Source organism: Priestia sp. SB1, from assembly GCF_038898415.1.
This window is the reverse complement of record NZ_JBBJSS010000010.1, coordinates 1-22550: the sequence shown is the minus strand read 5'-3', so window position 1 is coordinate 22550 and position 22550 is coordinate 1. Positions and strand designations below refer to the sequence as shown.

At 40.0% G+C, this 22550-nt stretch carries 27 protein-coding genes, 1 pseudogene and 1 riboswitch; of the genes and pseudogenes, 10 read left to right on the top strand and 18 right to left on the bottom strand.

Features of this window, described 5'->3' with window-relative positions; translation table 11 throughout:
• Positions 1-89 precede the first annotated feature (89 nt).
• Positions 90-193, bottom strand: a riboswitch (purine riboswitch).
• A 113-nt stretch (positions 194-306) separates the two neighbouring features.
• Both WKH56_RS29465 and WKH56_RS29460 read right to left on the bottom strand, forming a co-directional pair.
• Positions 307-520, bottom strand: a pseudogene (locus WKH56_RS29465) (hypothetical protein).
• A gap of 151 nt (positions 521-671) precedes the next feature.
• A complete protein-coding gene (locus tag WKH56_RS29460; RefSeq protein ID WP_310884052.1) occupies positions 672-1682 on the bottom strand; it encodes an aldo/keto reductase in 1011 nt (336 codons plus the stop codon).
• Between the two features lie 286 nt (positions 1683-1968).
• On the opposite strand from WKH56_RS29460, the gene WKH56_RS29455 reads away from it, so the two are divergent.
• Together WKH56_RS29455 and WKH56_RS29450 are read left to right on the top strand one after the other, a co-directional pair.
• The gene (locus WKH56_RS29455; protein ID WP_028409779.1) at positions 1969-2214 is read left to right on the top strand and encodes a hypothetical protein; all 246 of its coding nucleotides are present in this window, start codon (positions 1969-1971) and stop codon (positions 2212-2214) included.
• Positions 2215-2338: 124 nt separating this feature from the next.
• Complete coding sequence (locus WKH56_RS29450; protein ID WP_168761183.1) at positions 2339-2953, top strand: MSMEG_1061 family FMN-dependent PPOX-type flavoprotein; 615 nt, start codon at positions 2339-2341, stop codon at positions 2951-2953.
• Between the two features lie 38 nt (positions 2954-2991).
• Here the strand turns inward: WKH56_RS29450 and WKH56_RS29445 are convergent, their stop codons facing one another.
• From WKH56_RS29445 to WKH56_RS29430, 3 genes are all read right to left on the bottom strand, one after another.
• Positions 2992-3159, bottom strand: a complete 168-nt coding sequence (locus WKH56_RS29445) for a hypothetical protein (RefSeq protein WP_168761184.1) — start codon at positions 3157-3159, stop codon at positions 2992-2994.
• Complete coding sequence (locus tag WKH56_RS35190) at positions 3143-4147, bottom strand: GNAT family N-acetyltransferase (RefSeq protein ID WP_375166595.1); 1005 nt, start codon at positions 4145-4147, stop codon at positions 3143-3145. The genes WKH56_RS29445 and WKH56_RS35190 overlap by 17 nt, the downstream gene beginning before the upstream one ends.
• A 61-nt stretch (positions 4148-4208) precedes the next feature.
• Positions 4209-4757: a hypothetical protein gene (locus WKH56_RS29430; RefSeq protein ID WP_342837212.1), complete on the bottom strand. Its 549-nt coding sequence runs from the start codon at positions 4755-4757 to the stop codon at positions 4209-4211.
• 202 nt (positions 4758-4959) lie between these two features.
• Between WKH56_RS29430 and WKH56_RS29425 the strand changes: the two genes are divergently transcribed.
• Complete coding sequence (locus WKH56_RS29425; protein WP_048407606.1) at positions 4960-5154, top strand: hypothetical protein; 195 nt, start codon at positions 4960-4962, stop codon at positions 5152-5154.
• A gap of 583 nt (positions 5155-5737) precedes the next feature.
• A complete protein-coding gene (locus tag WKH56_RS29420) occupies positions 5738-6124 on the top strand; it encodes a MerR family transcriptional regulator (protein WP_033579956.1) in 387 nt (128 codons plus the stop codon).
• 36 nt (positions 6125-6160) lie between these two features.
• On the opposite strand, the gene WKH56_RS29415 is transcribed toward WKH56_RS29420, so the two are convergent.
• Positions 6161-7123 carry an aldo/keto reductase gene (locus WKH56_RS29415; RefSeq protein ID WP_048019975.1) on the bottom strand — a complete coding sequence of 321 codons (963 nt, stop codon included), beginning with the start codon at positions 7121-7123 and terminating at the stop codon, positions 6161-6163.
• Between the two features lie 226 nt (positions 7124-7349).
• Positions 7350-8030 (bottom strand): CPBP family intramembrane glutamic endopeptidase, encoded by a 681-nt coding sequence (locus WKH56_RS29410; RefSeq protein WP_048019974.1) that lies wholly within the window; start codon positions 8028-8030, stop codon positions 7350-7352.
• An 83-nt stretch (positions 8031-8113) separates the two neighbouring features.
• Between WKH56_RS29410 and WKH56_RS29405 the strand changes: the two genes are divergently transcribed.
• The 3 genes from WKH56_RS29405 to WKH56_RS29395 all read left to right on the top strand — a co-directional run bounded on the left by WKH56_RS29405 (position 8114) and on the right by WKH56_RS29395 (position 10573).
• Entirely contained in the window at positions 8114-8851 is a 738-nt protein-coding gene (locus WKH56_RS29405; protein WP_049166009.1) for a MerR family transcriptional regulator, read from the top strand.
• A complete protein-coding gene (locus WKH56_RS29400) occupies positions 8848-10092 on the top strand; it encodes an MFS transporter (RefSeq protein ID WP_240962117.1) in 1245 nt (414 codons plus the stop codon). The genes WKH56_RS29405 and WKH56_RS29400 overlap by 4 nt, the downstream gene beginning before the upstream one ends.
• Positions 10093-10291: 199 nt before the next feature.
• Positions 10292-10573, top strand: coding sequence for a hypothetical protein (locus tag WKH56_RS29395; protein WP_028414975.1), 282 nt, complete (start codon positions 10292-10294; stop codon positions 10571-10573).
• 40 nt (positions 10574-10613) lie between these two features.
• Here WKH56_RS29395 and WKH56_RS29390 read toward each other — a convergent pair whose 3' ends face one another.
• Entirely contained in the window at positions 10614-10787 is a 174-nt protein-coding gene (locus WKH56_RS29390; protein ID WP_196299102.1) for a hypothetical protein, read from the bottom strand.
• Between the two features lie 132 nt (positions 10788-10919).
• A complete protein-coding gene (locus tag WKH56_RS29385) occupies positions 10920-12398 on the bottom strand; it encodes a glycoside hydrolase family 32 protein (RefSeq protein WP_221832148.1) in 1479 nt (492 codons plus the stop codon).
• Positions 12399-12725: 327 nt separating this feature from the next.
• Here WKH56_RS29385 and WKH56_RS29380 point away from each other — a divergent pair, with 327 nt between their 5' ends.
• Positions 12726-13199 carry a YtxH domain-containing protein gene (locus tag WKH56_RS29380; RefSeq protein ID WP_013058548.1) on the top strand — a complete coding sequence of 158 codons (474 nt, stop codon included), beginning with the start codon at positions 12726-12728 and terminating at the stop codon, positions 13197-13199.
• A 43-nt stretch (positions 13200-13242) separates the two neighbouring features.
• Here the strand turns inward: WKH56_RS29380 and WKH56_RS29375 are convergent, their stop codons facing one another.
• From WKH56_RS29375 to WKH56_RS29365, 3 genes are all read right to left on the bottom strand, one after another.
• Positions 13243-13581 (bottom strand): hypothetical protein, encoded by a 339-nt coding sequence (locus WKH56_RS29375; RefSeq protein ID WP_033579950.1) that lies wholly within the window; start codon positions 13579-13581, stop codon positions 13243-13245.
• A gap of 297 nt (positions 13582-13878) precedes the next feature.
• Positions 13879-14139 carry a hypothetical protein gene (locus WKH56_RS29370; protein WP_016765166.1) on the bottom strand — a complete coding sequence of 87 codons (261 nt, stop codon included), beginning with the start codon at positions 14137-14139 and terminating at the stop codon, positions 13879-13881.
• Positions 14140-14275: 136 nt separating this feature from the next.
• Positions 14276-14884, bottom strand: coding sequence for a hypothetical protein (locus WKH56_RS29365; RefSeq protein ID WP_310884053.1), 609 nt, complete (start codon positions 14882-14884; stop codon positions 14276-14278).
• A gap of 173 nt (positions 14885-15057) precedes the next feature.
• Here WKH56_RS29365 and WKH56_RS29360 point away from each other — a divergent pair, with 173 nt between their 5' ends.
• Positions 15058-15423: a DUF3221 domain-containing protein gene (locus WKH56_RS29360; protein WP_028414979.1), complete on the top strand. Its 366-nt coding sequence runs from the start codon at positions 15058-15060 to the stop codon at positions 15421-15423.
• A gap of 11 nt (positions 15424-15434) precedes the next feature.
• Here the strand turns inward: WKH56_RS29360 and WKH56_RS29355 are convergent, their stop codons facing one another.
• The 6 genes from WKH56_RS29355 to WKH56_RS29330 form a co-directional block, all read right to left on the bottom strand.
• Positions 15435-16367, bottom strand: coding sequence for a patatin-like phospholipase family protein (locus tag WKH56_RS29355; RefSeq protein WP_028414980.1), 933 nt, complete (start codon positions 16365-16367; stop codon positions 15435-15437).
• A gap of 126 nt (positions 16368-16493) precedes the next feature.
• Complete coding sequence (locus WKH56_RS29350; RefSeq protein ID WP_342837208.1) at positions 16494-18404, bottom strand: ABC transporter permease; 1911 nt, start codon at positions 18402-18404, stop codon at positions 16494-16496.
• A complete protein-coding gene (locus WKH56_RS29345; protein WP_342837207.1) occupies positions 18391-19158 on the bottom strand; it encodes an ABC transporter ATP-binding protein in 768 nt (255 codons plus the stop codon). Before WKH56_RS29345 ends, WKH56_RS29350 begins: the two co-directional genes overlap by 14 nt.
• Positions 19155-19511: a YxeA family protein gene (locus WKH56_RS29340; protein ID WP_342837206.1), complete on the bottom strand. Its 357-nt coding sequence runs from the start codon at positions 19509-19511 to the stop codon at positions 19155-19157. Before WKH56_RS29340 ends, WKH56_RS29345 begins: the two co-directional genes overlap by 4 nt.
• A gap of 87 nt (positions 19512-19598) precedes the next feature.
• Complete coding sequence (locus tag WKH56_RS29335) at positions 19599-20633, bottom strand: sensor histidine kinase (protein ID WP_154989849.1); 1035 nt, start codon at positions 20631-20633, stop codon at positions 19599-19601.
• A 1-nt stretch (position 20634) separates the two neighbouring features.
• Positions 20635-21306 carry a response regulator transcription factor gene (locus WKH56_RS29330; RefSeq protein ID WP_047750006.1) on the bottom strand — a complete coding sequence of 224 codons (672 nt, stop codon included), beginning with the start codon at positions 21304-21306 and terminating at the stop codon, positions 20635-20637.
• A gap of 325 nt (positions 21307-21631) precedes the next feature.
• Between WKH56_RS29330 and WKH56_RS29325 the strand changes: the two genes are divergently transcribed.
• The gene (locus WKH56_RS29325; protein WP_033579942.1) at positions 21632-22450 is read left to right on the top strand and encodes a squalene/phytoene synthase family protein; all 819 of its coding nucleotides are present in this window, start codon (positions 21632-21634) and stop codon (positions 22448-22450) included.
• The last annotated feature ends 100 nt before the right edge of the window (positions 22451-22550 follow it).

Below are 22550 nucleotides of genomic sequence, written 5' to 3'. Positions count from 1 at the left end.
AACCTAGAGCATGTTTCATGGTCTACGTTTTTAGAGTCAAAGTATAAGAAATTAAGTACGGAATACAGCTTCTGTCTGGATAAACCGAACATTTTTATACTTTAACTCGTAGTCCAGTTCTTTGAATGGGAACCAGGTAGAGACACTTAGACCATATTTCCAAGCATATACGAGCAATATTTTTCACTTTCTAAATGTATCAAATACAAAATGGTTATTCAATATAAAAAACGAATATTTTAATATTATTTATTTAAATTGTTCGTATTTAACCATTTCTTACTAAATATATGACAAATCCCTATCTCAAAACAAAAAAAGAGGCTGAGACATAACAAGATGAATCCAATTTAAAGACGCACAAATGGCATACATGAGCTGAACCGCTTGTGATAGTTGATTTCCATGCAAGACTTCGCTTTCCGCGGGAGGCCGCTGAGCCTCCTCGTCACTTGCGTTCCTGCGGGGTCTCACCTGTTCCGCTTTCCCCGCAGGAGTCTTCGTCTTGCCCTTCAATCAACTGCTAGAAGGATTTAAACAGATGAAACCTACGTTCACCTAACAAAAAAAGAACCACTAATCAAAGATTTTGATCAATGGTTCGTTTTTCACTTCGTCTAAAATACTTTTGTCCCAGACTCTTTTTCTACTTACTATTTACCGTTCTACCTTCATTTAACGTTTATTGGCAGCGGTGCATGAGACGCTACAAGCTGCTGTTCACGCATTTCTTCCCAGAAGGCTGCCGGAATTACCGTGTTTAATGCCGCTTTGTCTTCTGCAATACGCTCTGGACGACTGGCGCCAGGAATAACGGCAGCAACCGCTGGATTAGCAAGCGAGAACTGTACAGCAGCAGCCTTAATGCTGATCTGATGACGATCTGCAATGGCTTTGATTTTTTCTACTTTTGCCATAATGTCTGAAGACGCTTTTTGATATTCAAAGTGTGTACCTCCAGCAAGAACGCCTGAGCTGTATGGTCCGCCGACAACGATGTCCATATTATGCTTTACAGCTTCGGGCATCACTCGCTGCAGCGCACGTTCATGATCTAACAGCGTGTATCGGCCAGCTAGCAGCGATACATCGGGATTTGCTTCTTCCAATTCCAGCATAATTTCGATTGGTTCCACTCGGTTTACTCCAAGTCCCCATCCTTTTATAACTCCTTCTTCGCGCAAACGTGTAAGCACACGAAATGCGCCCGTTCGAGCAGATTCAAATTGTCCTACCCACTCATCTCCATAAAAATCTTGCGCAACATCATGAATATACACAAAGTCTAAGCGATCTGTTTTTAAACGGTTTAAGCTTTGCTCAATTGAACGAAGAGTTGCATCAGCGCTATAGTCATTAATAATTTTATTTTTACGGCCGAATTCAAAAAGCCCGCCTTTTTCTCCCATATCACGTGAAGATGTATCTTCCAATTCATCTGAAATGACGCGACCTACCTTTGTACTTAGCACATACTCATCGCGATTTCTTTTTGATAGTGCTTCACCAAGTCGCATTTCTGCTAAGCCAGCTCCGTAAAGAGGGGCTGCGTCAAAGTAACGGATGCCGCTTTCCCAAGCAGCATCAACCGTTGCGATGGCCTCTTCTTCTGGAATATTGCGATACATATTGCCTAGTGGTGCTGTTCCAAAACCTAGTTTTCCCTGCAGTATCTCTCTCATATGAATAAAACCTCCTGAAATTTTTATAACTCTATTTTAGAATTTGATTCGTATAATCAATTTATTAAATGTCTTATTATTCCCTGACAAAATTCATTATGAAGCATGGAAACACGAAAAAAAAGTACGCACTTTAAAGTAATATGGGAACTAAAAAGTAACCTACTAAGATGCAAATGAGCTTTTTAGACTCTTTTTTCTTTATACCCTTTCTACTTCTTACTCATGCAAACAAACATTTTGCATACAATAAGCAGAAAGCTACTTTATAAATGAGGTGAGAATTTTGAGAGATGAATACTTCAAAAAAATTGAAGATAAGCTCGATAAGCTCGATGAAATGGACGATTCCACAATGAAAGAAGAACAAAAAGATGAGTATTTTCAAAGTTTGCTAGATGATATGGATGATTTGTTAAAAGACATGCGCCAGAGAGAAAAAGACTCCGACCATCTTGTCAGTGAACATATGAAAACGGTTAATGACATATTTGATAACGCAATCAAAAACTTAAAAAAAGACCGAAATTAGCGTTACCATGCTTCTCCTTCTTTTAAATATACTGATTTTTCTGTTTTTTTAATATAAAAACATAGAATTTCATATGTAAAAATGGTATTTTCAGTATACGCAAACTGTAGGAGTGAAAAGAGGAATGAAAAACGGTCACTTTAAAGAACGAGTAAAAACAAAGGAAGAGCTTCGACGTATAGTCGGCGCGCCTAACAAATTGGCGCATCAAAAAATAATTCCTTATTTAGATCGACACTGCCGGGAATTTATTAAACATTCCCCTTTTGTCATCATCGCTACAGCTGATCATAAAGGAATTTGCGACAGCTCTCCACGAGGTGATCATGCTGGTTTTGTACAAGTCGTCGATGAGAAAAGGCTGTTGATTCCAGAGAGGCGCGGCAATCAAAAAGTAGATTCATTGGAAAATATTTTATCTAATCCTCAAATAGGGCTGCTTTTTTTAATTCCAGGCATAGAAGAAACGCTGCGTATTAACGGCAAAGCTTGCATTGTAAAAGAAAAAGCGCTGCTTGAAACAATGGCGGTTCAAAATAAAACTCCGCTGCTCGCTATCGGCGTCCAAGTACAAGAGTGCTTTCTCCACTGCAGCAAAGCGTTCAAGCGATCAAAACTGTGGAACCCAGAATCTTGGGAAAGAGTCGAAACGCTTCCTTCTGCAGCTAAAATAGTCGCAGAACACGCAGGCTTTTCCACTCTAGAAAGCCTCAACAATCCCGAAGGAAGCAAAACTTAGCACCTTTATGAAAAAAAGCCGCTATAATGCGGCTTTTGTCATTTTACCATCAAAAAAAGTATACCTCCAGCAATGATCAGAACGGGTAACAAAGCAAGAAGCACGCCCTTTTTCGAAGCTCCTATGTATTCATGGTCACCATAGGCGCGACCTGCTCTCAAATCGACTTTCACCTGAGATTCTTCTTTTTTATGTTCTTTTTTCATCCTCTTTGCCTCCTAGCGGCATTTGAGCGTCGATTTGCTTGATATGATGCTCCAAATGAGCGATATAATCTTTAGCCAACCATTCAAGCGAAACGAACTTTCCATCTCCTAGTTCGAATTGATACATATGCTTTTCTATTGGTATATGCAAAAGAACGGAAGCAATTTGCTTATTTAAGCTGCTCCATAGGGCAACTACTTCTTCCATGGACGTATCTTGATAGTGCTGCAGTTCTACCCATTCATCTTGTTTGTAAGGTATCAGTACACAAGGATTTTTTTCATGCTGCACGTTGATAAAGCGCTGTAAATTGTGAATGGCTGAGTCACATAAGTGCCCCACAATTTCTTTTGGTGACCATTTCTTAGGAGCAGGACGGTTTGACGTCTCTGCTTCAGAGAGTACTTCAAGCTTTTTAGGAAGCTTTATCACCCATTCATTTAACTGAACAATCGTCGTTTCCATGTTCATTTCTCCTTTAAACACGTTTTTTTCAAAAACCTTCCCCATATAATATTCATCGACTGCATTTCCATCTACAACGAGTGAACATACTTTTTTCCCTTCTATTTTAAAACCCATCTTTTTATACAGCGAAATGGCCGGTTCATTGTGAGTCATCACCGTTAGCTCTACTCGTTTAATGCCGCTCTGCGCTGCCCATTTCTCCATTTCTTCAAACAACGCAGTGCCGATACCTCGGTTTCCATAAGAATGAAGCACGCCAACAGCTAAGTATGCGCTGTGTTTTTTTCGGTTAACGCTTCCGCCAATCACAGATAAATGCCCAACAAGCTGTCCGTCTTGTTCCGCCACTAAAATGGTTGAGTTCGGCATCTTTAAAAAAGTTGTAATCATTTTTTTCTGCTGTTCAAGCGTAGTCGCACGCTCATTTTCCTCATACAGCATATAGGCGGTTTCTTTATCAAGCTTTTTATTTAACGTTAAAAAAGCGGCTGCATCAGAAGATGAAATTTCTCGAATCACGTTTACCCCTGCTTTCGTAAATAGTAGTTAACTAGAAAAAAACGTTAAAAAGCGGATGATATCATGACACACGAGGTGAACGTTTTCCTAGAAACGCAGTGAAGATGAAGCATATACTAAAAGCGACGGCTGAGACGAAAAAGCCAAGCATCCATCCTAAAGCTCGCATAAACGTATCTTCATTGGGATACAGAGGTTTAACGCTTAGCCACTGGCTCACCATAATCAATGCCAATATTAAATAAAAGCTGCTTCCTGTTAAAGCCATTTTAAGACGGTTTTTAAATGACCCTGTCCACGCTGTACTAAAAGCGCTCCACGTGAAAATACTTACAATCGTCGCTAAAAACATAAGGACAAGATGTAAATAAGGGATATCTGTAAACATAAGAAGATAGAGTAAAAATATCGTAGTGCCAAAATATAAAGCATTAATGCCAAACAAATAGCCTCCGCTCAGCCAGTGGTTTTGAAACCACTTTTTCTTGCTGAGACGTTCTACCACTCCGCTGGGAACCCACAGCGTACGCGAAAAAATAATCATCACCAGCATAAGTACCATGCCGGCCAAAAAGAATGTTGACACCTTTTCATCAGCCTTTCTATTCAAAATAAATATGGTTAATTATACTATTAATAACAAAATTAAACTATTGTTTTCTTTACTAATGAAGAGGCTGAGGCAAACGTATTTTATTAGTGGTAGGGAAATTTGAACGATGCATTGAGATTCTTGGTAGAGAATTAAATTCGTTCGGATTTTTTATGGATAGGCTGAATGTAAGTTTTATGTAGGTAGCTGCTTCTAGCTGTTGATTGGAGGGCAAGGCGAAGACTCCTGCGGGAAAAGCGGAACAGGTGAGACCCCGCAGAAGCGTAAGCGACGAGGAGGCTCACCGGCCGCCCGCGGAAAGCGAAGCCTTGCACGGAAATTAACAGCGGTGTCACAAACAATTCATATGAGCTCATTTATCCTATTTGTTCGTCTTTCAATGGGAGTAATTTAGAGATGTCTTAATCTCTATTTACATTCTTCCTCCAGTAAACGGATTGATTTCCCCTGTTAAATCACGTCCTGCTTTCTTTTCTTCGTAAGCGATGCGCTTGCCAATCGCAATTTTATTCCAAATTAGTGGAACTCAAATACACGCTCCGAAAAAATCATCCAAAAAAGTTCTCCCATTTCCTCCATCCTTTCATTTTCTGCTTTTATTTTGCAGACAATAAGAAACGCGTATACGGTTTTTATTCCTGATTTGAATCACTCATGCCGTATGAAAAGAAATAAACCAGGACTGATAAAGCCATTCCGTAAGCGGTCCAAGCCGCTAGTAAAATGGCGTACTGATGATTGATAAAAAACAATCCGCTTGAAATCAGCAGCAGTATAAAACTAATCCATTTTATTTTTTTTATTACTCTATCCCTTTTACAGTAAGTTTCTTATTGTCTACTTGTTATTACGGACAAAATGTATAAAAGTTCCATTTTTTAAAAAATAACCGAAAAAGAATTTGATAAAACGTTCAACTATCGATTATCATATACCTTAAAGTAAGCTTTGCGATTCATAAGTGGGAGTGAACAATCTTGTCTTATAGCATGAAAGAAATGAATGAAAAAACCGGGCTTTCCGCACCAACTTTGCGCTATTATGAAAAAGAAGGAATCCTTCCTTTTGTAGAACGTGATGAAAATGGAAAGCGCCTCTATAACGATACGAATATTGAGTGGATCCGTTTTATCTTAGCTCTGCGCTCAACTGGCATGCCGCTTGCAGAAATAAAGCGCTATGTAGAGCTCTATAAACAAGGGGAAAGCACGATTAAAGAACGAAAAAACATGATGCTTCAGCACAAAGAAGCGGTAGAAGAAGAAATGGCCAAAACTTTTAAATACCTCGAGCAAATTAACTACAAGTTGGCTTTGTACGACTCACTAGAAGCAAGGTTAGAGCAAAAAGAAATTAAAATATAAACACAAAAGTCCGCAGGTGCACCTGCGGACTTTTTATTAATACAGTGAATTTACGGTGTTTAGCAGTTCTTCTGACCATGTCCAATCGCTGATTTCAACTGCATCTTTTACGTGGTGCAATTTACTAGCTCCGATAATGCTTGATGTCACAGCGGGCTGATTTAGCACCCATGAAAGAGCAAACTGAGACAAGCTTACTTCATGTTGTTCTGCTAACTTGCGATACTGCTCCACCAGCTGAAAGTTTCGGTCAGTAAAGTAGTTTCGCAGTAGCTTTTCACCATGTGCAGCACGACTTTCTGGCGGCACGTCATTTGGTGTTTTATATTTGCCTGAAAGCATGCCGCGCGCTAACGGACTGTATACCATAACACCTACACCTTCGGATTGACTAAACGGCAGCAGCTCGTGTTCAATTTCACGAGAGAGAAGATTGTACTGAGGCTGAACGGAAATAAATTTTTCAAGATTCATGTTGTCACTAATATGATGAGACTTTGCGATTTGCCACGCGGCATAATTGGAGCAGCCGATATAACGAACTTTGCCTTGACGAACTAAATCATCTAGCGTGCGAAGCGTTTCTTCCATAGGTGTATGGTGATCAAAAAGATGAACTTGATAAAGATCGATGTAGTCCGTCTGCAGTCGTCGCAGCTGATTATCAACTTCTCTCATAATATGTGTGCGTGAAAGACCTTTATCATTTTTGCCTTTTCCTACGGCAATGCCGACTTTTGTTGCAAGCACAACATCATCTCGTTTTCCTTTTAACGCGCGTCCAATAATTTCTTCAGATTCCCCTGTGCCATATCTAAACTCTTCATCCTGCCCTTTTCCGTAATAGTTGGCTGTGTCAATGAAGTTAATTCCGTTTTCAATGGCGCTATGTAAAATAGCTGCCGACGCTTTTTCGTCAATCCATCGTCCAAAAGCCATGGTACCTAGACATAAATTTGATACTTCCAGACCTGTTGTTCCAAGCTTTCGATATTGCATCGATACCCTCTCCTTTTTATTTCTGTTTATAGTCACTATTATCATACACCTTAATGTTCACTTTAAGACAAGCCTCAAGCATGCGTACATATACAAAAAACGGCTAGGAACAGGCAGTGCTTCTAGCCGTTTTTTGGTTCATTTTCTGCTTATTTTTTGTAATTCGCTTCTTCATTAGACATAATATGGTAAGATAAATCATAGCTTACTCGTTATCGAAACTACATTAAGCTGCCGCTGTTAAAATCACGGCGATTCCATTAAAACAAGCGTGAATGATCATACTCGGAAGCAGCGACTTTGTTTTTTCGTACACCCACGCAAACACGAGACCTGATAAAAAGTTAACGGGCAAGGTATTGTACGTTGGAATATGCACTAGCATAAAGATAAACGAACTTCCCACTAATCCAAATATAATCCCTCCTTTACGTTTCAGCCACGTATAAAAAAAACCTCGGTAAATAATCTCTTCATAAAAAGGTGAGATCACAGCGGCTGAAACAAAAGCAAGTATAAATGAAAACAGCGACAGGTCATGCTGTAAACTGGCTGTTTTTTTATTTTCATACGTCATACCAAACCATTCCATGAGTACAACAATTGCCACACTTCCTAAGATCAGCACAAAAAGCCAAAAAAGAATGAGCGGCCAGTGCCGTTTTGAAAACGATTGAAAACCAATTTTTCTATCACCATCCTGCACCATCAGCCAATACAGAGCTGATAAAAACACAGTTGCCATAACAAATCCAGTAGCTGTTCCAGCATAGAGCTCACTTTTAAATAGCGACTGGAAAACGTGCTGCAATGCTCCTTCAATGAAAACAGGAACACCAATAAACGTAACGACTAGCATAATTACAAATGATTTTATTGTCCATAATCCTTGATTTTGTTGTTTCAATTTACTTCGCCTCCCTTTTACCTATATTCAGTGTAAAAGGTGACGTAACGTTACCTGCAAGCATTTTTTTGGAGGGATTAAACATGATTTATTTTTCTACGGGGCAAGCCGCTAAAAAATTAGGACTCACGGTGCGTACGCTTCGTTACTACGATCAAATCGGATTGCTTCATCCATCGTCAAAAGCTGAAAATGGAAAACGCTCCTACTCAGAAACGGACTTAGTCACACTAGAGAAAATTACCCTGTTAAAAAACTTAGCCGTTCCTTTGCGAGATATTGAACTTATTCTTCATCAAGTAAGTATTGATGAACTTTTAGCGATTCATCAGCAAAAACTTCAGCAAAAAGCTTCAGAAATTCAGCGAGCTTTAGAACACACCCACACTCTTCGCAACAGTATAAAAATAGAAGGTGAACTAAACTGGAAGCAGCTCCTTCCTTTAGTTCACAATCAGCCTACTACACAAAGCAGCTGGACTGATCTGCTTTCAATAGAAGAAAGTGAGATTCTGCAGCGTGATATGCCTAAACTGGAGAATGAGAGTGCTGATAAATGGATCAGCATCATTAAACGAATTCAGCTGTGTTTAAAGCATCAGCGTTCACCACAGTCTGAAGATGGCCAGCTGATTGCGGCGGATATACTGCTTTTATCAAGTGAGCTATTTGGCCCCCATACCGATTTAGAGAAAGCCTTTTGGGATATTCGCAAATCTCCTGAGGCATCCAGTTCACTTAATCTCTATCCTATTGACAGCGAAGTCCTTCAATTTATTGAAGATGCGATTATTTTTTACGAACAACACATAAAGGAATGAAAGTATTGAAAAAAGAAAAGCTGTTTGCTAATTCTTCTTATAAAAAATTATTTATTTCAAGTACTGCGGCAAGCTTCGGAGATTTATTTGATATGTTTGCGGTGATGACGCTTTTTGCATACGTGTGGCACGCAAATTCCCTCTGGATTACGCTTATTCCTGTCGCGTACGCTTTGCCTAGCATCCTGCTAAGTCAAGCAGCTGGAAATTTAGCAGACCGCTACAATAAAGTACAGCTGATGTTTCTGTCTGAACTAGTCCGTCTTCTGTTTACATGTCTGTTATTTTTCACAAATGAACCGCTTTTGGCACTAGGGGTGCTGACGCTGCGCTCTATGAGTTCTGTTATGAAAGTGCCCGCACAGCTCGCTTACGTTCGAGAAGTGGTCAAAGAAGACCAGCTGCTGCAGGCCTCTACTTTACAAAACATTATGTTTCAAATTGCCAAAGTTGTGGGACCGTTTCTCGGAGCCGCCGCGCTGACGTTTACAACACCTAAAGCATGTATTTTAGTTAACGCCGCAGCTTGTATGATTTCTATCGGCGTGCTGTTTTCACTTAAAAAAGCAGGTAAAAATATTCAAGGGCAAGCTGCTCGTTCTTCCCATCAACCGAAAGAAACGTACTCAAACGGCTGGAAACTCGTTTTTCAGCACCCGATTCTTTTACGTGTCGTTGTTTTGTTTCACGTTTCATACTTTGTCGTCATGCTTGTTGATGCTCAAATTAGCATCTTTCTTCGAGATGTGCTCCCTCATAACCCGGAAATGCTCGGCTGGCTGCTTTCTGGAATCGGGCTGGGAGCGCTAGCAACAGGAGTGTATCTTAATCGAAAAAAACAGGTTCACCATCCATTTAGACTTTTATCACTTGGACTGCTTCTATTTGGAGGTTCTTTATTTTTTATTAGCTGCTTTAACCCAGCCGTTATGTCGCGCTATTTTATTTTGATTGCTGCACCTATCGGTGGCGCCGGAGTTGGACTTAATTTGCTGCTGTTTAACTATATCGTTCAAAAGTACAGTGACAAAGAGCATCTAGGGAAAGTGTACGGATTCATTAACACCTTAACGAGCGCCGTTTTACTTACTGCTCCTGTTCTTGGAGGCATGGTCGTAAAGCTTGCAGGTGCTCAGACGACTTTTTTAACGGCGGCAATCATCGTAGTAGTCGTTGGATTTGTGAGTATGGTGATGCCGCTGCGTGATAAACCGGAAAGAAACGTTCAGATTGACGCATAAAAAATATCTTTCCTTATTCCCCTGCAGCTGGCTGGATTTTAGGGACACTGCTTTTGCTAGGAAACTCTTTTTATACGAGAAGATACTTACATAGAAGAACAGCCAAAAAGTAAATATCAGTCCGGAGCCGTATATACAAACCTTCATTCGGTTATGGTAAAATAGATAAGCAAAAACTGGATGTAAGGAGATTTTTAGTTTGAAAACGGGATTAATATCTGGCATTATATCTTTAATTATTGTGATTATCATTTCTATTACAGCAGGCAACTGGCAGTATATTTACTATATTTCAGGCCCTCTTGGCATATTACTTACGGCAATTGCACTCGTAACCTTACTGGATACATTTCGATTTGAAACGAGAGGACCTTACTTTACCCCGGTCCGGCAGCGAGAGGATACAGAATGGATGAAACGTTTTATTATTGCAGCTGTTCCTCATTTAGTTGCTTCTTGTATTTGTATTTTATTTTTATAGAGCTCAAAAAAAGGTTAAAACATAACGAAATGAAGCTAACCTAAAGACGAATAAATGAGATGCATGAGCTGAACCGCTTGTTACACCGCAGTTGATTTCCGTGCAAGGCTTCGCTTTCCGCGGGCGGCTGCTGAGCCTCCTCGTCGCTTGGATCCTGCGGGGTCTCACCTCTTCTGCTTGTCCCGCAGGAGTCTTCGCCTTGCCCTCCAATCAACTGCTAGAAGGAACGAAACAGATAAAACTATATTCACCATCGTAAAAAAAACGAACCACTAATCAAACATGTTAATTAGTGGTTCGTTTTTCACTTGCGCTAAAGTACTTTTGTCACAGCTTCTTTTCTCATTTACGAAATGCCGCGCGACATACCGTAATAATCAATACGGTAGTCCACAGATCCCTCTGCAAATACATTTACAGCTGATTTAGAATCTTTTTTCGGGAATACGCGGGAAGTGAAGACAATTTTACCGCCGTTTATATAAATTTCGACAATGCTTTTGTCGACAAATACGCGAACATCTACTTCATTTGACGCCGTCCATTTTTCAGAGCGAACGACACCGTATTCCGTTGCATATTGATGGTGGAATGAAGAGCGGTCGAGTCTCACTTCTTGCTTTTCTGTATCAAACACAAGGCGAAGCTCTTCTTCTTTACTATTAAACAGCTCTAAACCAAACTGTTTGGCCCCTATCTCGCGGAACGTCATATTGATTTCATAGGCATTGTTTGTTGCTTCATCAATAATCACTTCTTCATTTTTTAGCGTGCCTCTAAAATGAACCGCTTGATCTCGAAGCTTATTTAACTCTTCTACAGGCTTTTGAACAAGTTCATTACCTTCAAGGGAAAGCTCACGAGGAAGCGTTAATGCATGGGCCCATCCGTATTCGTCTGATGGATAGTCAACGTCCGGGTTTCCAATCCATGCAAATAGCAAGCGACGTCCGCTTTCATCTTGAAACGTTTGCGGTGCATAAAAGTCAAATCCTTTATCAATTTCACGGTAATACTCCATTTCAAACGTTAAACTTTCCACATCAAAGGTTCCCACCGCGTAAATCACATTATAAATATTATGAAAATCGTGGCCCTCCGCTTTGATTCCCTGCGGTGAAAAGACAAACACATCTTTTCCGTCCAGTTTAAAGTAATCCGGGCACTCCCACATATATCCAAAGTCAGGAAGCGATGTTTGAACTTCGCCTTTAAATGACCACTGAAGCGCATCGCTTGATTCATACACAATTAATGCGCCCGTTTCGTTTTCACGCTGAGCGCCCAGCAGCATATAATATGTATCATTTTCTTTCCATACTTTCGGATCGCGCACATGTCCTGTATACCCATCAGGAACGCCTCGTACCGCTGGATTGTGCATGTATTTTTCTACACTTCCATCCCTTTTTAGCATCGCGATACATTGATTAGCTGAGCGTGAGCCGTCTTCGTATTTTACATTCCCCGTATAAAACAGCAGCCCTTGACCATCTTTTTTGATAGCGCCGCCTGAGTATGCGCCGTGCGATTCATATTCTTCCGTTGGTGTTAGGGCAACCGGAAGGCGTTCCCACGTTACTAAATCCGTAGATTTCACATGAGCCCAGTGCTTCATTCCATGCATCGCACCGTACGGATACCACTGATAAAACACGTGATATTCACCGTTTAATTGAATCAATCCGTTTGGATCATTCATCAGCCCGTACTGTGGATGAATATGATAAATCGGCTGCCAGCTGTCTTTGATTGCTTTGTCTTTTAATGCTTCTAACTCTCCAGATTTTGCTTCTAAAATCGTTCTGTACTTCGATTCAGCCATTTCTTCAATCCCTCCAGCATCTAAAAAAAGAGAACGTATTCTCCTTGCACTCTATGATATAAAATTTCAAGTGAAAATGCTACCAAAGAACGAATGTTGTCGTTTTCTTGTGTCGGATTTTATAGATAAGTTTTTTTCTGTTTTTATAGCAGAAAAGAAGGTTTTTCTGTCAGGTGGTTGAATACTATATACAATCAAATTTCACCAGCCTGTACGAGCGTCCGACGGCACTTGCAGATTTTTTTAGCGAATCATTTGCGTTTTGCAGGAAGTATTCAACAAAATGGTAAACCCTTCATATTACATATTATAAAAGGAGGAAATGTCATGACAAAAGAAAACGTAAAAGAAACAGTGGGTAAAGAAACAAAAGGTGGAAGCAAAGAGTTATTAGTCGGCACTTTAGTAGGCAGCGTAGTGGGTGTAACAACAGCTTTACTAGTAGCGCCAAAGTCAGGAAAAGAGCTACGTGCTTCTATTCAAGACGGAGCGAATCAAGCACTTGCTAAAACAGGTCAAGTGAAAGAAACGGTATATGCAAAAGGCCAAGATCTCAAACAGCGCACGGCTCGTCTTTCACAAAAAGTCTCCGAACAATCTTCGCAAGTTGTCAACAAAGTGAAATCTCTACGCACTGCTAAAGAACAGCCGCTTGCAGAAACGGCTGCAGCAGAAGAGCTTGAAACGACAGAAATCGTTCAAGATCCTGTTCTTGAAGCTGAAGCGGTGCAAGAAGAATTAAATACAATTACGCAAGAAGTAAGTGACTTAGAACAATCTGTCGATGAAACAAGACGTTAATAACGAGCTGTAGAGATATCTCTACAGCTTTTATGTATATTCGCTATCCTTCCTTCCACCCTTCAAAAAAATAGCCTCCATACGGACACGGCTCTGATTCCGGCAGTTCTTCATAACGCTGTCCGCTGTAATACTTCGCCAGCACAATCTTAGGCTTAAAAGCCGCTACCCCTTCACTGTCTTCTTGCTCCGCTCCGCGTTCTCTCATCAAACAAAAAATATCCATTCCCGCAAACTCTCCGTACCCTTGATAGCACGACTCATAATAAACTTTACCAGGTGTCACCAAATAACACTCCCGCTGCCACGACGGCTGCTTACTGTAGACACTCGCAATACTTATTCCACTCACTGCACACTTCCAGCTGCAAATTCCAACCATATAACGCCTCCAACGACTTAATAGTCTATTCATCTACAATTTTTGATGAAATCAAACGTCCTGAGAAATGTACAGCATTTTATCGTCGACCAAAAACCTACGCTACCAGATTCCCTGACCCCTTGAATTCCCCCAAAAAGGTCCACCTATGCGGAAGTTGGCAGCCCGCAAGGGAGGGCAACTTCCGCTTAGGTCTAGCTCTGTCTCCTTGGCTGCTCTTTAGCCAAGGAGACAGAGCTACATCGATAAAAATAAAAAATAAAAAAGGTCTGATAAATCGACCATTTCTGGTGATTATCAGACCTCAAGTTTTTCTGCATTTGAGCGGCTTATTTGCTGTTCAAGCGATTTAGCCAGCAGGACAATTTCATGATCTACATATTTTGTTTTGATTTCTTCAATTTCCATTAATGTTTTAGAAAAGCTTTCTGCATTATTTCCCTGTCTGTGCTGCACATCTTTAAAGAAATCAAGCAGTGCCTCGTTAGACTGCGTTGGACGGCTAAAATCAATCGTGTACATTTTGTACCCCAGTGTTAAATTTGTTGTAGTTGTCATAATTATTTCCCCCATTCTTCCTATAGTGATATATCTTCTACTCTTTACCCTTTAATTCCTTCTTTTTAACCTAAATTAATTATTTTTTTCAAAAAAACTTCCCATTATAAGAAAAAACACCCTTATAACAAGGATGTTAGAGTATTCTTCCCTTCGGTACAATTCCAGATGAAAAGTCATCTTTGAACTTAAAGCTAGCAGAATTGTTTTCCTCTAGAAAATGTATTTCCCATTTAAAGACGGGATATTCAGGCTTGTACATTTCGACTTTTTGATTGGGATTTTCTTCTAATCTTGCAATTACTCGTTTGAATCCTTCATATGCAATCCACCAGTCGCTTCCGGTTTCATCGGTAATAAAACAAATAGAACCGTCAATTAAATGAAGGTTTTGCTTGATATCATCAGCATTGGTAAAATACGCATTTCCAAACGTTTGAAGACAACGATCGCAATAACCTGCTTTGCCTCCATCTTTATAAATCCAGTGTGCGATTGGCTCACTGCAGTCTTTACACGTATTCGTCACTTCTTGAAGAAATGTCTTGCCGCTCCACTGTTCTTTTTCATCTTCAAACACGGTCCATACTAAATAATTTTCCGTTTGCTCTGAAATAAAAAGGCGAAACGGCTCGTCTCGATGCCAAAAATGAATATTCTGTTCGTCTGATTCTTCAAAGTCTATGACAAAATTATCTCGTTCTAATATATGTCGAATAACATTGGTTAAAAAGGTAACATCCATACAAGGACCTCCCGTACTAAGCATAGCTTCTAGTAATATAGCGTTTATGAGTTAAAACATATCACGCGCGCTGAAATAACGTCAATGATTACCTCTTGCTTTCTCCGAAAACTGGAAAAGAAATGGTCAAACGCGCTATAATGGTAGTCATGTTAAAACGGAAAGGAGATTTTATGAAGTTTACCGTTCAATCAGCTGCACTTTTTCTTCTCTTTTTTATTTGTTTAAGCGGCTGTTCGGATAACGCCGAGCAGTCAAAAAAGCCAGCCGGCTATTTAGTTCAAGGGCGCATTTTACAAGTGAAACAGAATGAAATTCTTATTGCAAACGTCATTCCGCGAGATACCGCGCTTGACTATACAACAAAAGAAATACTTGGTTCAAGCGATGTACAGCCTATCTATGTAAAAGTTGCGGATGATCAAACATACAAAAAAGGACAGCTCGTTAAAGCATGGCTCAAAAAAGACAAAAGCGTTCAGTATTCTGTTCCCGCAAAAGGCGAGGCTGTGGAAGTCAACATTTTAAAACAGCCGTAGAAAAGCTCCTGTTACAGGAGCTTCCTTCGCGTCAGCGGACGTTCGGTCCGATTCATTTTATGCTGTTCAAAATCCCACTTTTCTAAAAAGCGCTTTGCTGATATATAACCAGATTCATATAAAAACTCGATTTCTTCTTCCTTTAAGGCAAAATCCGTTGCCGTAATCACACCCGTTGGAATTTGTACGGTTCGTTCTTTTGTCTCCGCGTTCAAATACCGCAAATCGTGAGCTTGCAGCATCGTTGTAAACATGCTTTTAAATAAATGGACAGGTGTTGGAATAATAGCAGCTGTATCAATTTCTTCTTTTACAAATCGAAAACCAAACGTCGGGAAACGCGGATGCTCCGTATCAAACAGCCAAATCGGAAAATTGCTTAAAAGCGCTCCATCGACAATGTATGACCTCTTGAACCCTTTGGATTTCCAAATGACGGGACGAAAGAAAAAAGGAATGGACGCACTCATCATCACGGCTTGTGAAATCTTCATATCGCTTGGCTGCATTCCGTATCGGGGCAAATCGTCAGGGAGCACAAGCATCTGTCCGTTCGAAATATCTGAGGCAATAATTTTCAGCTTATCTGCAGGCAAATCTGCAAACGTTTCGATTCCTTTTTCACGCAGCAGACCGTACACCCATTTTTCCAAATAATCATTTTTATAAAAACCTAAATGAACCATCAGTTCAATCAAGTTGCCAATGAGAGGAATTCGGTTAATGATCGTTTTTCCGCGAAACTTGGCATAGTCCATGTTTTGAAGCTCCTTGCGAATTTCCCCGCTTTTATAGCCGCTCGCCAAAAGTGCCGCAATCAACGCTCCGGCTGACGTACCTGCTAGACGCTGCCATTCTACATTGCTTTCTTCCATCGCTTCAATCGCACCCGTGAATGCAATTCCTCGAACGCCTCCCCCTTCAAACACAGCATCTGCTTTCACATTTTTCCCCTCCCTTGCAACTCTCTAGTTTTTATATACCCTTTTTTATATTCAGGTTTTCGCTACTCCATACCTTTTATTTTTTCAACAAAAAAGACTGTTTCATTTATCGAAACAGTCTTTTCTTTACAGTCGCTTTATTACCATTCGATAGTAATTCATTGTCAGCCAGTAGAAAATGAAATAAATAACCCCGTATACTGCATCCGCTATTAAAACAGGAACGATCAGACTTTCACCGGTTAGATTCGTAATGACCTTCAGCGCAAATAGACTGTGCAAGATGCCAATTACTAAAGGCAAACCAAACGTAAACAGCTGCTGCTTTCGAACGGCGCTCATCATTTGAGACACTGAAAACCCAAGCTTGCGCAGTACTTCAAATCTTTTGCGCTCTTGTTCGGCTTCGGAGATTTGCTTAAAATAAATAATACTGCCCGTTGCCATCAAAAAGACGAGCCCTAAAAATCCTCCAATAAAAATAAACAATCCTTTACTCATTAAGCCTGCCTGAAACACATCATAGTATGAAGTACGGCTTTCTCCAGCTTCTTTTGCGATTTGATGATAGTTCTTAGTAAGTTCATTTTGTTTGTTTCCATCATCGGTATTAAATACGTACACCGCTTGCTTTTTTCCAGCCTTTGAAAGTTTGATAAACGTGTCGTGATTGACTACAAACTGATAGCCGGCACTGTCAGAATCAAGAATGAGCAAAGGCTCGGATTTAACGACTTTTAAAGCAAGCTGTTCTGATTCCTTCAGCTGCACAGCTGCGGTTTTACCTGTACTAGGCTTAAACACTTTTCCTTTTGCCATTGAATCAAAAATAACGGTTTCGTTTGCGCTTAGCGCAGGAACGGAAACGCCATTTTTCCGCACTTCTTCTTCATCTAAAAAGCTGATTTGTTCCCTATCTTTATAGTAGCCCGATGTAATAAATCGAAAATCCGATAAATCAGCGGAATGCTTCACGATATGATAGACATACTGATTTGATTGAATATCTAACTCACGCAGTACATCCATAAAGCCTTGCGCTGCGTTTTTACTGTGCAGCGTATAGTCATAAGGCTGCATGCTTCTGGCATCGGCTTTTGTGTTATAGTACGAGGAATACGTCACACCAACTGCTACAAGTGTAGTAGCCGACAAAATCGTAATTAAGGTTAACACTCGTGCATTTGCTTTAATGCGATACATCATCGTAGAAACGCTTAGCATATTTGCAAACGAATAATATCGGCTTGCATGCTCTCGGTAAAGTCCCATCAGCCACTCAATTGTGGCTTTAAAAAGTAAAAATGTACCGAAAATGACCGAGAACAGTACAACGGCTACAATTAGAAAAAAATTAGGCGTCACAATGTTTCCCGATGAAAGGTAGTACCCATAGCCAACGAGTAAGATACCCAGTACTCCCACTGCAATTGAGCGTTTCGAATTCATTTTATTTACGCGTTCACTTTTGCTTTCTGCTTGAAACAGATCTAATAGCGTATAGCGGTACATAATAAAATAGCCTTGAAACGATATAAAAATGGTAACAATCAAAAACACTACGGCTGTTTTTAAAACCGCTTGAAGAGAAAATGTGAGCGTAATAGAAAGCGACAGTCCCATAAGCTTTAGTAAAAACAGCTCAAACAGCCTTGAAAACACGGTACCTAGTAAAATACCGACCACCAAAGAAAAAATCCCCAGCAGCATATTCTCGTAGAAAATCATTTTCCCAATCGTACGTTTTTCAATACCGACTAAATGATACAGTCCGAGCTCTCTCTTACGCTGTCTGATAAAAAATGAGTTTGTGTACCAAATAAAGACAACAATAAAAGTAAGCAGAACGTAATTTGAAGCATTAAAAATACCCTGCAGCCTCATCTCTTCTCCAATAACCTTTGAAATGGATTGATCGTACTGAAGCGTAGCAAACACATAGTACACAACAATACTAAAAATCATTGAAAAGAAATAAAGGCTGTACCGACTAATATTTTTGCGCATATTCTTTTTAACAAGATCAAATACGGTCATAGCCTTCACCGCCTAATGCGCCTTGAATGTTCATAATTCGTTTGAAAAATTCTTGTCTCGTTTGTTCGCCTTTAAACAGCTCCGTGTAAATTTGTCCGTCTTTAATAAACAGCACGCGGCTGCAGTAGCTTGAAGCCAGCGGATCATGCGTCACCATAATAATGGTGGCACGGTCTTCTTGATTTAACTGGGACATCTTTTCAAGCAGGCTTGAAGCGGCCTTGGAATCAAGAGCTCCGGTAGGTTCATCGGCGAAAATAACGGCTGGATTCGTAATCATTGCTCTCGCTGCTGCAACGCGCTGTTTTTGTCCGCCAGAAATCTCATACGGATACTTATCCGCTAGCTCATAGATGCCCAGTCGCGTTGCGGTGTCTTTAAGCTTCGCTTCCATTTCTTTCTTAGACATTTTTGTAACCGTAAGCGGCAGAAGAATATTTTCTTTTACAGTTAACGTATCCAATAAGTTATAATCTTGAAAAATAAATCCTAAATGATTGCGTCTAAAAGCAGACAGCTTCTTATCTTTCATGAGCGCCACGTTTTCTCCTTGAATCCATATCTCGCCGTCGGTGGGACGGTCAATCGTTGAAAGAATGTTCATCAGCGTCGTTTTTCCCGCTCCAGATGGTCCCATAATACCGACAAACTCTCCTTCTTCGATTGTAAAATCAATTCCTTGTAGCGCTTCGTATACGTTTCCTCTTGATCCAAACGTTTTGGTTACATTTTTCCCTTCAAGGACAATGCTCATTTCCCTTCCTCCTTTCGTTCTTTTGTAGGCCACACGCTTTTCACCCGCTGCGGCAGCTCATTTTTTGTTATAATGTCATATTTCCGAACTTCGTTACCTCGAACAAAAAGGTCAATAACCGTTCCTTCTTTTAACTGTTTAATCGTCGTAAACGTTTGAAACGTTGTTTGTCCTTTTTCGTTTATTACTGAAATGGTATATTGAACTCGTCCATAGTCGTCCACTTTTTTTGCTTCTTTTGGGATGATCCCGTATTGATGCTCCGTTGCGGCGTTTTGATAAACCTTTATTCCTCCTATACATGCTCCCACAATAAAAATCAGGGCTAAAAGGCTAATCCACTTTCGCTTCATGTACGTTCCCTCCTTGTGTATAGCTCTATCTTACTTCGTAACAAGGAAAGATTCGTTTGAAGCAGATGACAATCTCGGCTTTCAATCTTACATTTTTGAAAGGTTATCAAAAGAATTCGGTTTGTAGAAGGTCAAAATTACCGTGGTTCCTTCGTGTAAAAGTGAATGTACCTCTATTCGATGGCCAAGAGCATCTGTAATTTTTTTTGAAAAATACAGCCCTAGCCCCGTAGCTCCTTTCGATTTTCTTCCGACATTTCCTGTAAATCCTTTTTCAAATACGCGCGGAAGGTCTTGTGGTGGAATGCCCTCCCCTTGGTCAACGATAAATAACTTCACATACTTCGGCGTTTCTTCACTAAAAAAAGAAAGCTTTCCTTCTAGAGGGCTATATTTAATTGCATTGGATAACACTTGCCTCACAACAAACTGCATCCACTTTGGGTCAGTGTGCACTAACGTATCTAGATTCTTTTCATCAATATGCAGTCTTTTCTCAATACACCATTTCGAGAAATACGCAACGTTTGGAAAAACAAGTTCGCTTAGCGACACTGCCTGCACCTGGTAATCTTTTTCTAAGTGACGCAGACGTGCGGCATATAAATTCTGATCTACTAACCCATCAATTTTCATCCATTCATCTTCAATATCCTTAAGCCAAGGCCATTTATAAAGCTCTGTACGACGAGCGTTAATAAGCAGCTTCATAGCAGTAAGCGGCGTTTTGATTTCATGAACCCACGTCGTTATATATTCCTGCTGTTCTCGCTGCTGTACGTGAAGAGCGTGAGTTTGTCTGCGATAGACACGATCTATACGCTGCAGCAGACTCAGCATGTCTTCATCTGCTTTCGTTCGCACGTATGAATGCATTTCTTGTAAATCGTACGCGTCATTCTGCAGCATTAAACTTAATCTTTTTATAAATCTTCTTTCTTTTACTCCTCTCCATAAAAGAAAGAGAATTAGCATACACAGCGTTAAAAGATTCAAGTACCAAAACGAAGTAGACGATACCTTAATATCATACTCGAGAAGCAGCAGAGCATCGATTACACTCAGCCATAAAAGAACGAATAGAATCCAGCTTAGCCTTTCTCTTAAAAAACTTTTCCACATTTTAATTCACCAGATATCCTTGACCTTTTTTGGTCACGATTTGATCATTCAGCCCGATTTCTTCCAGCTTGGTACGAATGCGTGTGATGTTGACTGAAAGCGTATTGTCACTTACAAATTTCTCATCTTCCCATAATCTTCGCATAAGCTCTTCTCGCGATACAATCTTGCCTCGCTCTTCCAAAAGAAGCCGTAAAATAAAAAATTCATTTTTCGTTAAATGAACTTCTCGATCGTTATAATGCAAACTTCCTTTTTTTAAGTCTAGCACCGCACCGTTCCACTCGATAACGTCTGAAATCGTGTCTCCATACGAATACGTTCTGCGCAGAAGTGCCTGCACTTTAGCAATAAGAACATCCAAGTTAAACGGCTTTTGGATATAGTCATCCGCCCCAACATTCATTGCCATAACAATGTCCATTGGATGTTCACGAGACGACAGAAATACGATAGGAGTTTTTGAAACTGTACGTATTTGCTGACACCAGTAAAACCCGTCATATACAGGTAAATTCACGTCTAAAATGACCAATTCTGGGCTTTCTCCAATAAATACTTCCATTACCTTTTGAAAATCTTCTACTCCAGCCACTTCAAATGACCACTGTTCGAATTTTTCTTTCACTAATTCATATATTTTGCTATCGTCTTCTACAATTAAAATTTTCATACCTTCACCTCTGTATTCTCCTATGTATTATGTATACCCGACTGTTGAGGGTTCTCTTAAAAGTTCATCTAACCCATTAGCATGACGGCAATTTTCTTAAAAATAAACTTTTTATGTCTGTAAAATGAAGAATGAACGAGTATTATCGTAGTGTAAACTTGTGCATGATACAAGTATCTCTGTTTAAATACTACAAAATAATGACAATATCGTTAATAAGTAATCTTTAAACTCCATTAAATGCTCATTTTTTGTTACTATAGTATATAAGATGAAAACTTAAACTAATTTGACATGTGGATATGTAAAAAGGAGCTAGTTATCAATGAGTGTACCCAACAAATTACGCGACAACGCAATGGTGATGTTAAAAGAGACAAGCCGAACATTTTTTATTCCAATTAGCCACTTGCCGGCAGAATTGCAAGATGCAGTAGGATCTGCTTACTTATGTATGAGGGCAATTGATGAAATTGAAGATCACCCTGAGCTAGAAGCCGGTGTAAAAAGCCGCTTGCTTTACGCCATTAGTGACCTGTTAAAAAAGTCTTTTAACGAAGACGACTACATGGCATTAGTAGGTCCTTATCAAGCTGATTTACCTGACGTAACGCTTCAGCTCGGCAACTGGATTGCGCTTTGTCCGACTGGAGTTGCAGATCAAGTATTAGATGCAACTTCTATTATGGCCAAAGGAATGGCCGATTGGGTAGAAAAAGACTGGCATATTCAAAATGAAGCGGATTTAGATGACTATACGTTCTATGTAGCTGGTCTAGTAGGCGTGATGCTTAACGACATTTGGAAATGGTATGACGGCACGGAGACAGACAAAGAATTAGCCATTGCATTTGGACGCGGCTTGCAGTCTGTAAATATTCTGCGCAATACCTCGGAAGATTCAGAGCGTGGAGTCAGCTTCTTCCCTAACAACTGGAGCAGAGAAGATATGTTTGCCTATGCTCGCCGCAATCTGTCACTAGGAAAGAAATATTTAGAAGATGTCAAATCGCTTCCGATTCTTCATTTCTGTAAAATTCCGTTAGCGCTTGCCGATGGAACGTTAAACGCCTTAATGAAAGGAAAAGAAAAAATGACGCGTGACGATGTAAATAAAACGGTAAGTGAAGTTGTGGATATGTAAAAGAAAAAGCACGGAGCCCATTGTGATATGCTCCCCTAAAGGTAGACAGATGAAATAAAAAATCTGTTTCCTTTGGGGGAGTATTTTTATATGGCTAAAA

What these genes read in the sequence shown, in the direction of transcription:
- WKH56_RS29460 (WP_310884052.1), bottom strand. Translation starts at nt 1,682, where the DNA reads ATGAGAGAGATACTGCAGGGAAAACTAGGTTTTGGAACAGCACCACTA.
- WKH56_RS29325 (WP_033579942.1), top strand. Translation starts at nt 21,632, where the DNA reads ATGAGTGTACCCAACAAATTACGCGACAACGCAATGGTGATGTTAAAA.
- WKH56_RS29385 (WP_221832148.1), bottom strand. Translation starts at nt 12,398, where the DNA reads ATGGCTGAATCGAAGTACAGAACGATTTTAGAAGCAAAATCTGGAGAG.
- WKH56_RS29400 (WP_240962117.1), top strand. Translation starts at nt 8,848, where the DNA reads ATGAAAGTATTGAAAAAAGAAAAGCTGTTTGCTAATTCTTCTTATAAA.
- WKH56_RS29380 (WP_013058548.1), top strand. Translation starts at nt 12,726, where the DNA reads ATGACAAAAGAAAACGTAAAAGAAACAGTGGGTAAAGAAACAAAAGGT.
- WKH56_RS29335 (WP_154989849.1), bottom strand. Translation starts at nt 20,633, where the DNA reads ATGTGGAAAAGTTTTTTAAGAGAAAGGCTAAGCTGGATTCTATTCGTT.
- WKH56_RS29345 (WP_342837207.1), bottom strand. Translation starts at nt 19,158, where the DNA reads ATGAGCATTGTCCTTGAAGGGAAAAATGTAACCAAAACGTTTGGATCA.
- WKH56_RS29375 (WP_033579950.1), bottom strand. Translation starts at nt 13,581, where the DNA reads ATGGTTGGAATTTGCAGCTGGAAGTGTGCAGTGAGTGGAATAAGTATT.
- WKH56_RS29415 (WP_048019975.1), bottom strand. Translation starts at nt 7,123, where the DNA reads ATGCAATATCGAAAGCTTGGAACAACAGGTCTGGAAGTATCAAATTTA.
- WKH56_RS29450 (WP_168761183.1), top strand. Translation starts at nt 2,339, where the DNA reads ATGAAAAACGGTCACTTTAAAGAACGAGTAAAAACAAAGGAAGAGCTT.
- WKH56_RS29365 (WP_310884053.1), bottom strand. Translation starts at nt 14,884, where the DNA reads ATGGATGTTACCTTTTTAACCAATGTTATTCGACATATATTAGAACGA.
- WKH56_RS29405 (WP_049166009.1), top strand. Translation starts at nt 8,114, where the DNA reads ATGATTTATTTTTCTACGGGGCAAGCCGCTAAAAAATTAGGACTCACG.
- WKH56_RS29340 (WP_342837206.1), bottom strand. Translation starts at nt 19,511, where the DNA reads ATGAAGCGAAAGTGGATTAGCCTTTTAGCCCTGATTTTTATTGTGGGA.
- WKH56_RS29370 (WP_016765166.1), bottom strand. Translation starts at nt 14,139, where the DNA reads ATGACAACTACAACAAATTTAACACTGGGGTACAAAATGTACACGATT.
- WKH56_RS29330 (WP_047750006.1), bottom strand. Translation starts at nt 21,306, where the DNA reads ATGAAAATTTTAATTGTAGAAGACGATAGCAAAATATATGAATTAGTG.
- WKH56_RS29360 (WP_028414979.1), top strand. Translation starts at nt 15,058, where the DNA reads ATGAAGTTTACCGTTCAATCAGCTGCACTTTTTCTTCTCTTTTTTATT.
- WKH56_RS29350 (WP_342837208.1), bottom strand. Translation starts at nt 18,404, where the DNA reads ATGACCGTATTTGATCTTGTTAAAAAGAATATGCGCAAAAATATTAGT.
- WKH56_RS29445 (WP_168761184.1), bottom strand. Translation starts at nt 3,159, where the DNA reads ATGAAAAAAGAACATAAAAAAGAAGAATCTCAGGTGAAAGTCGATTTG.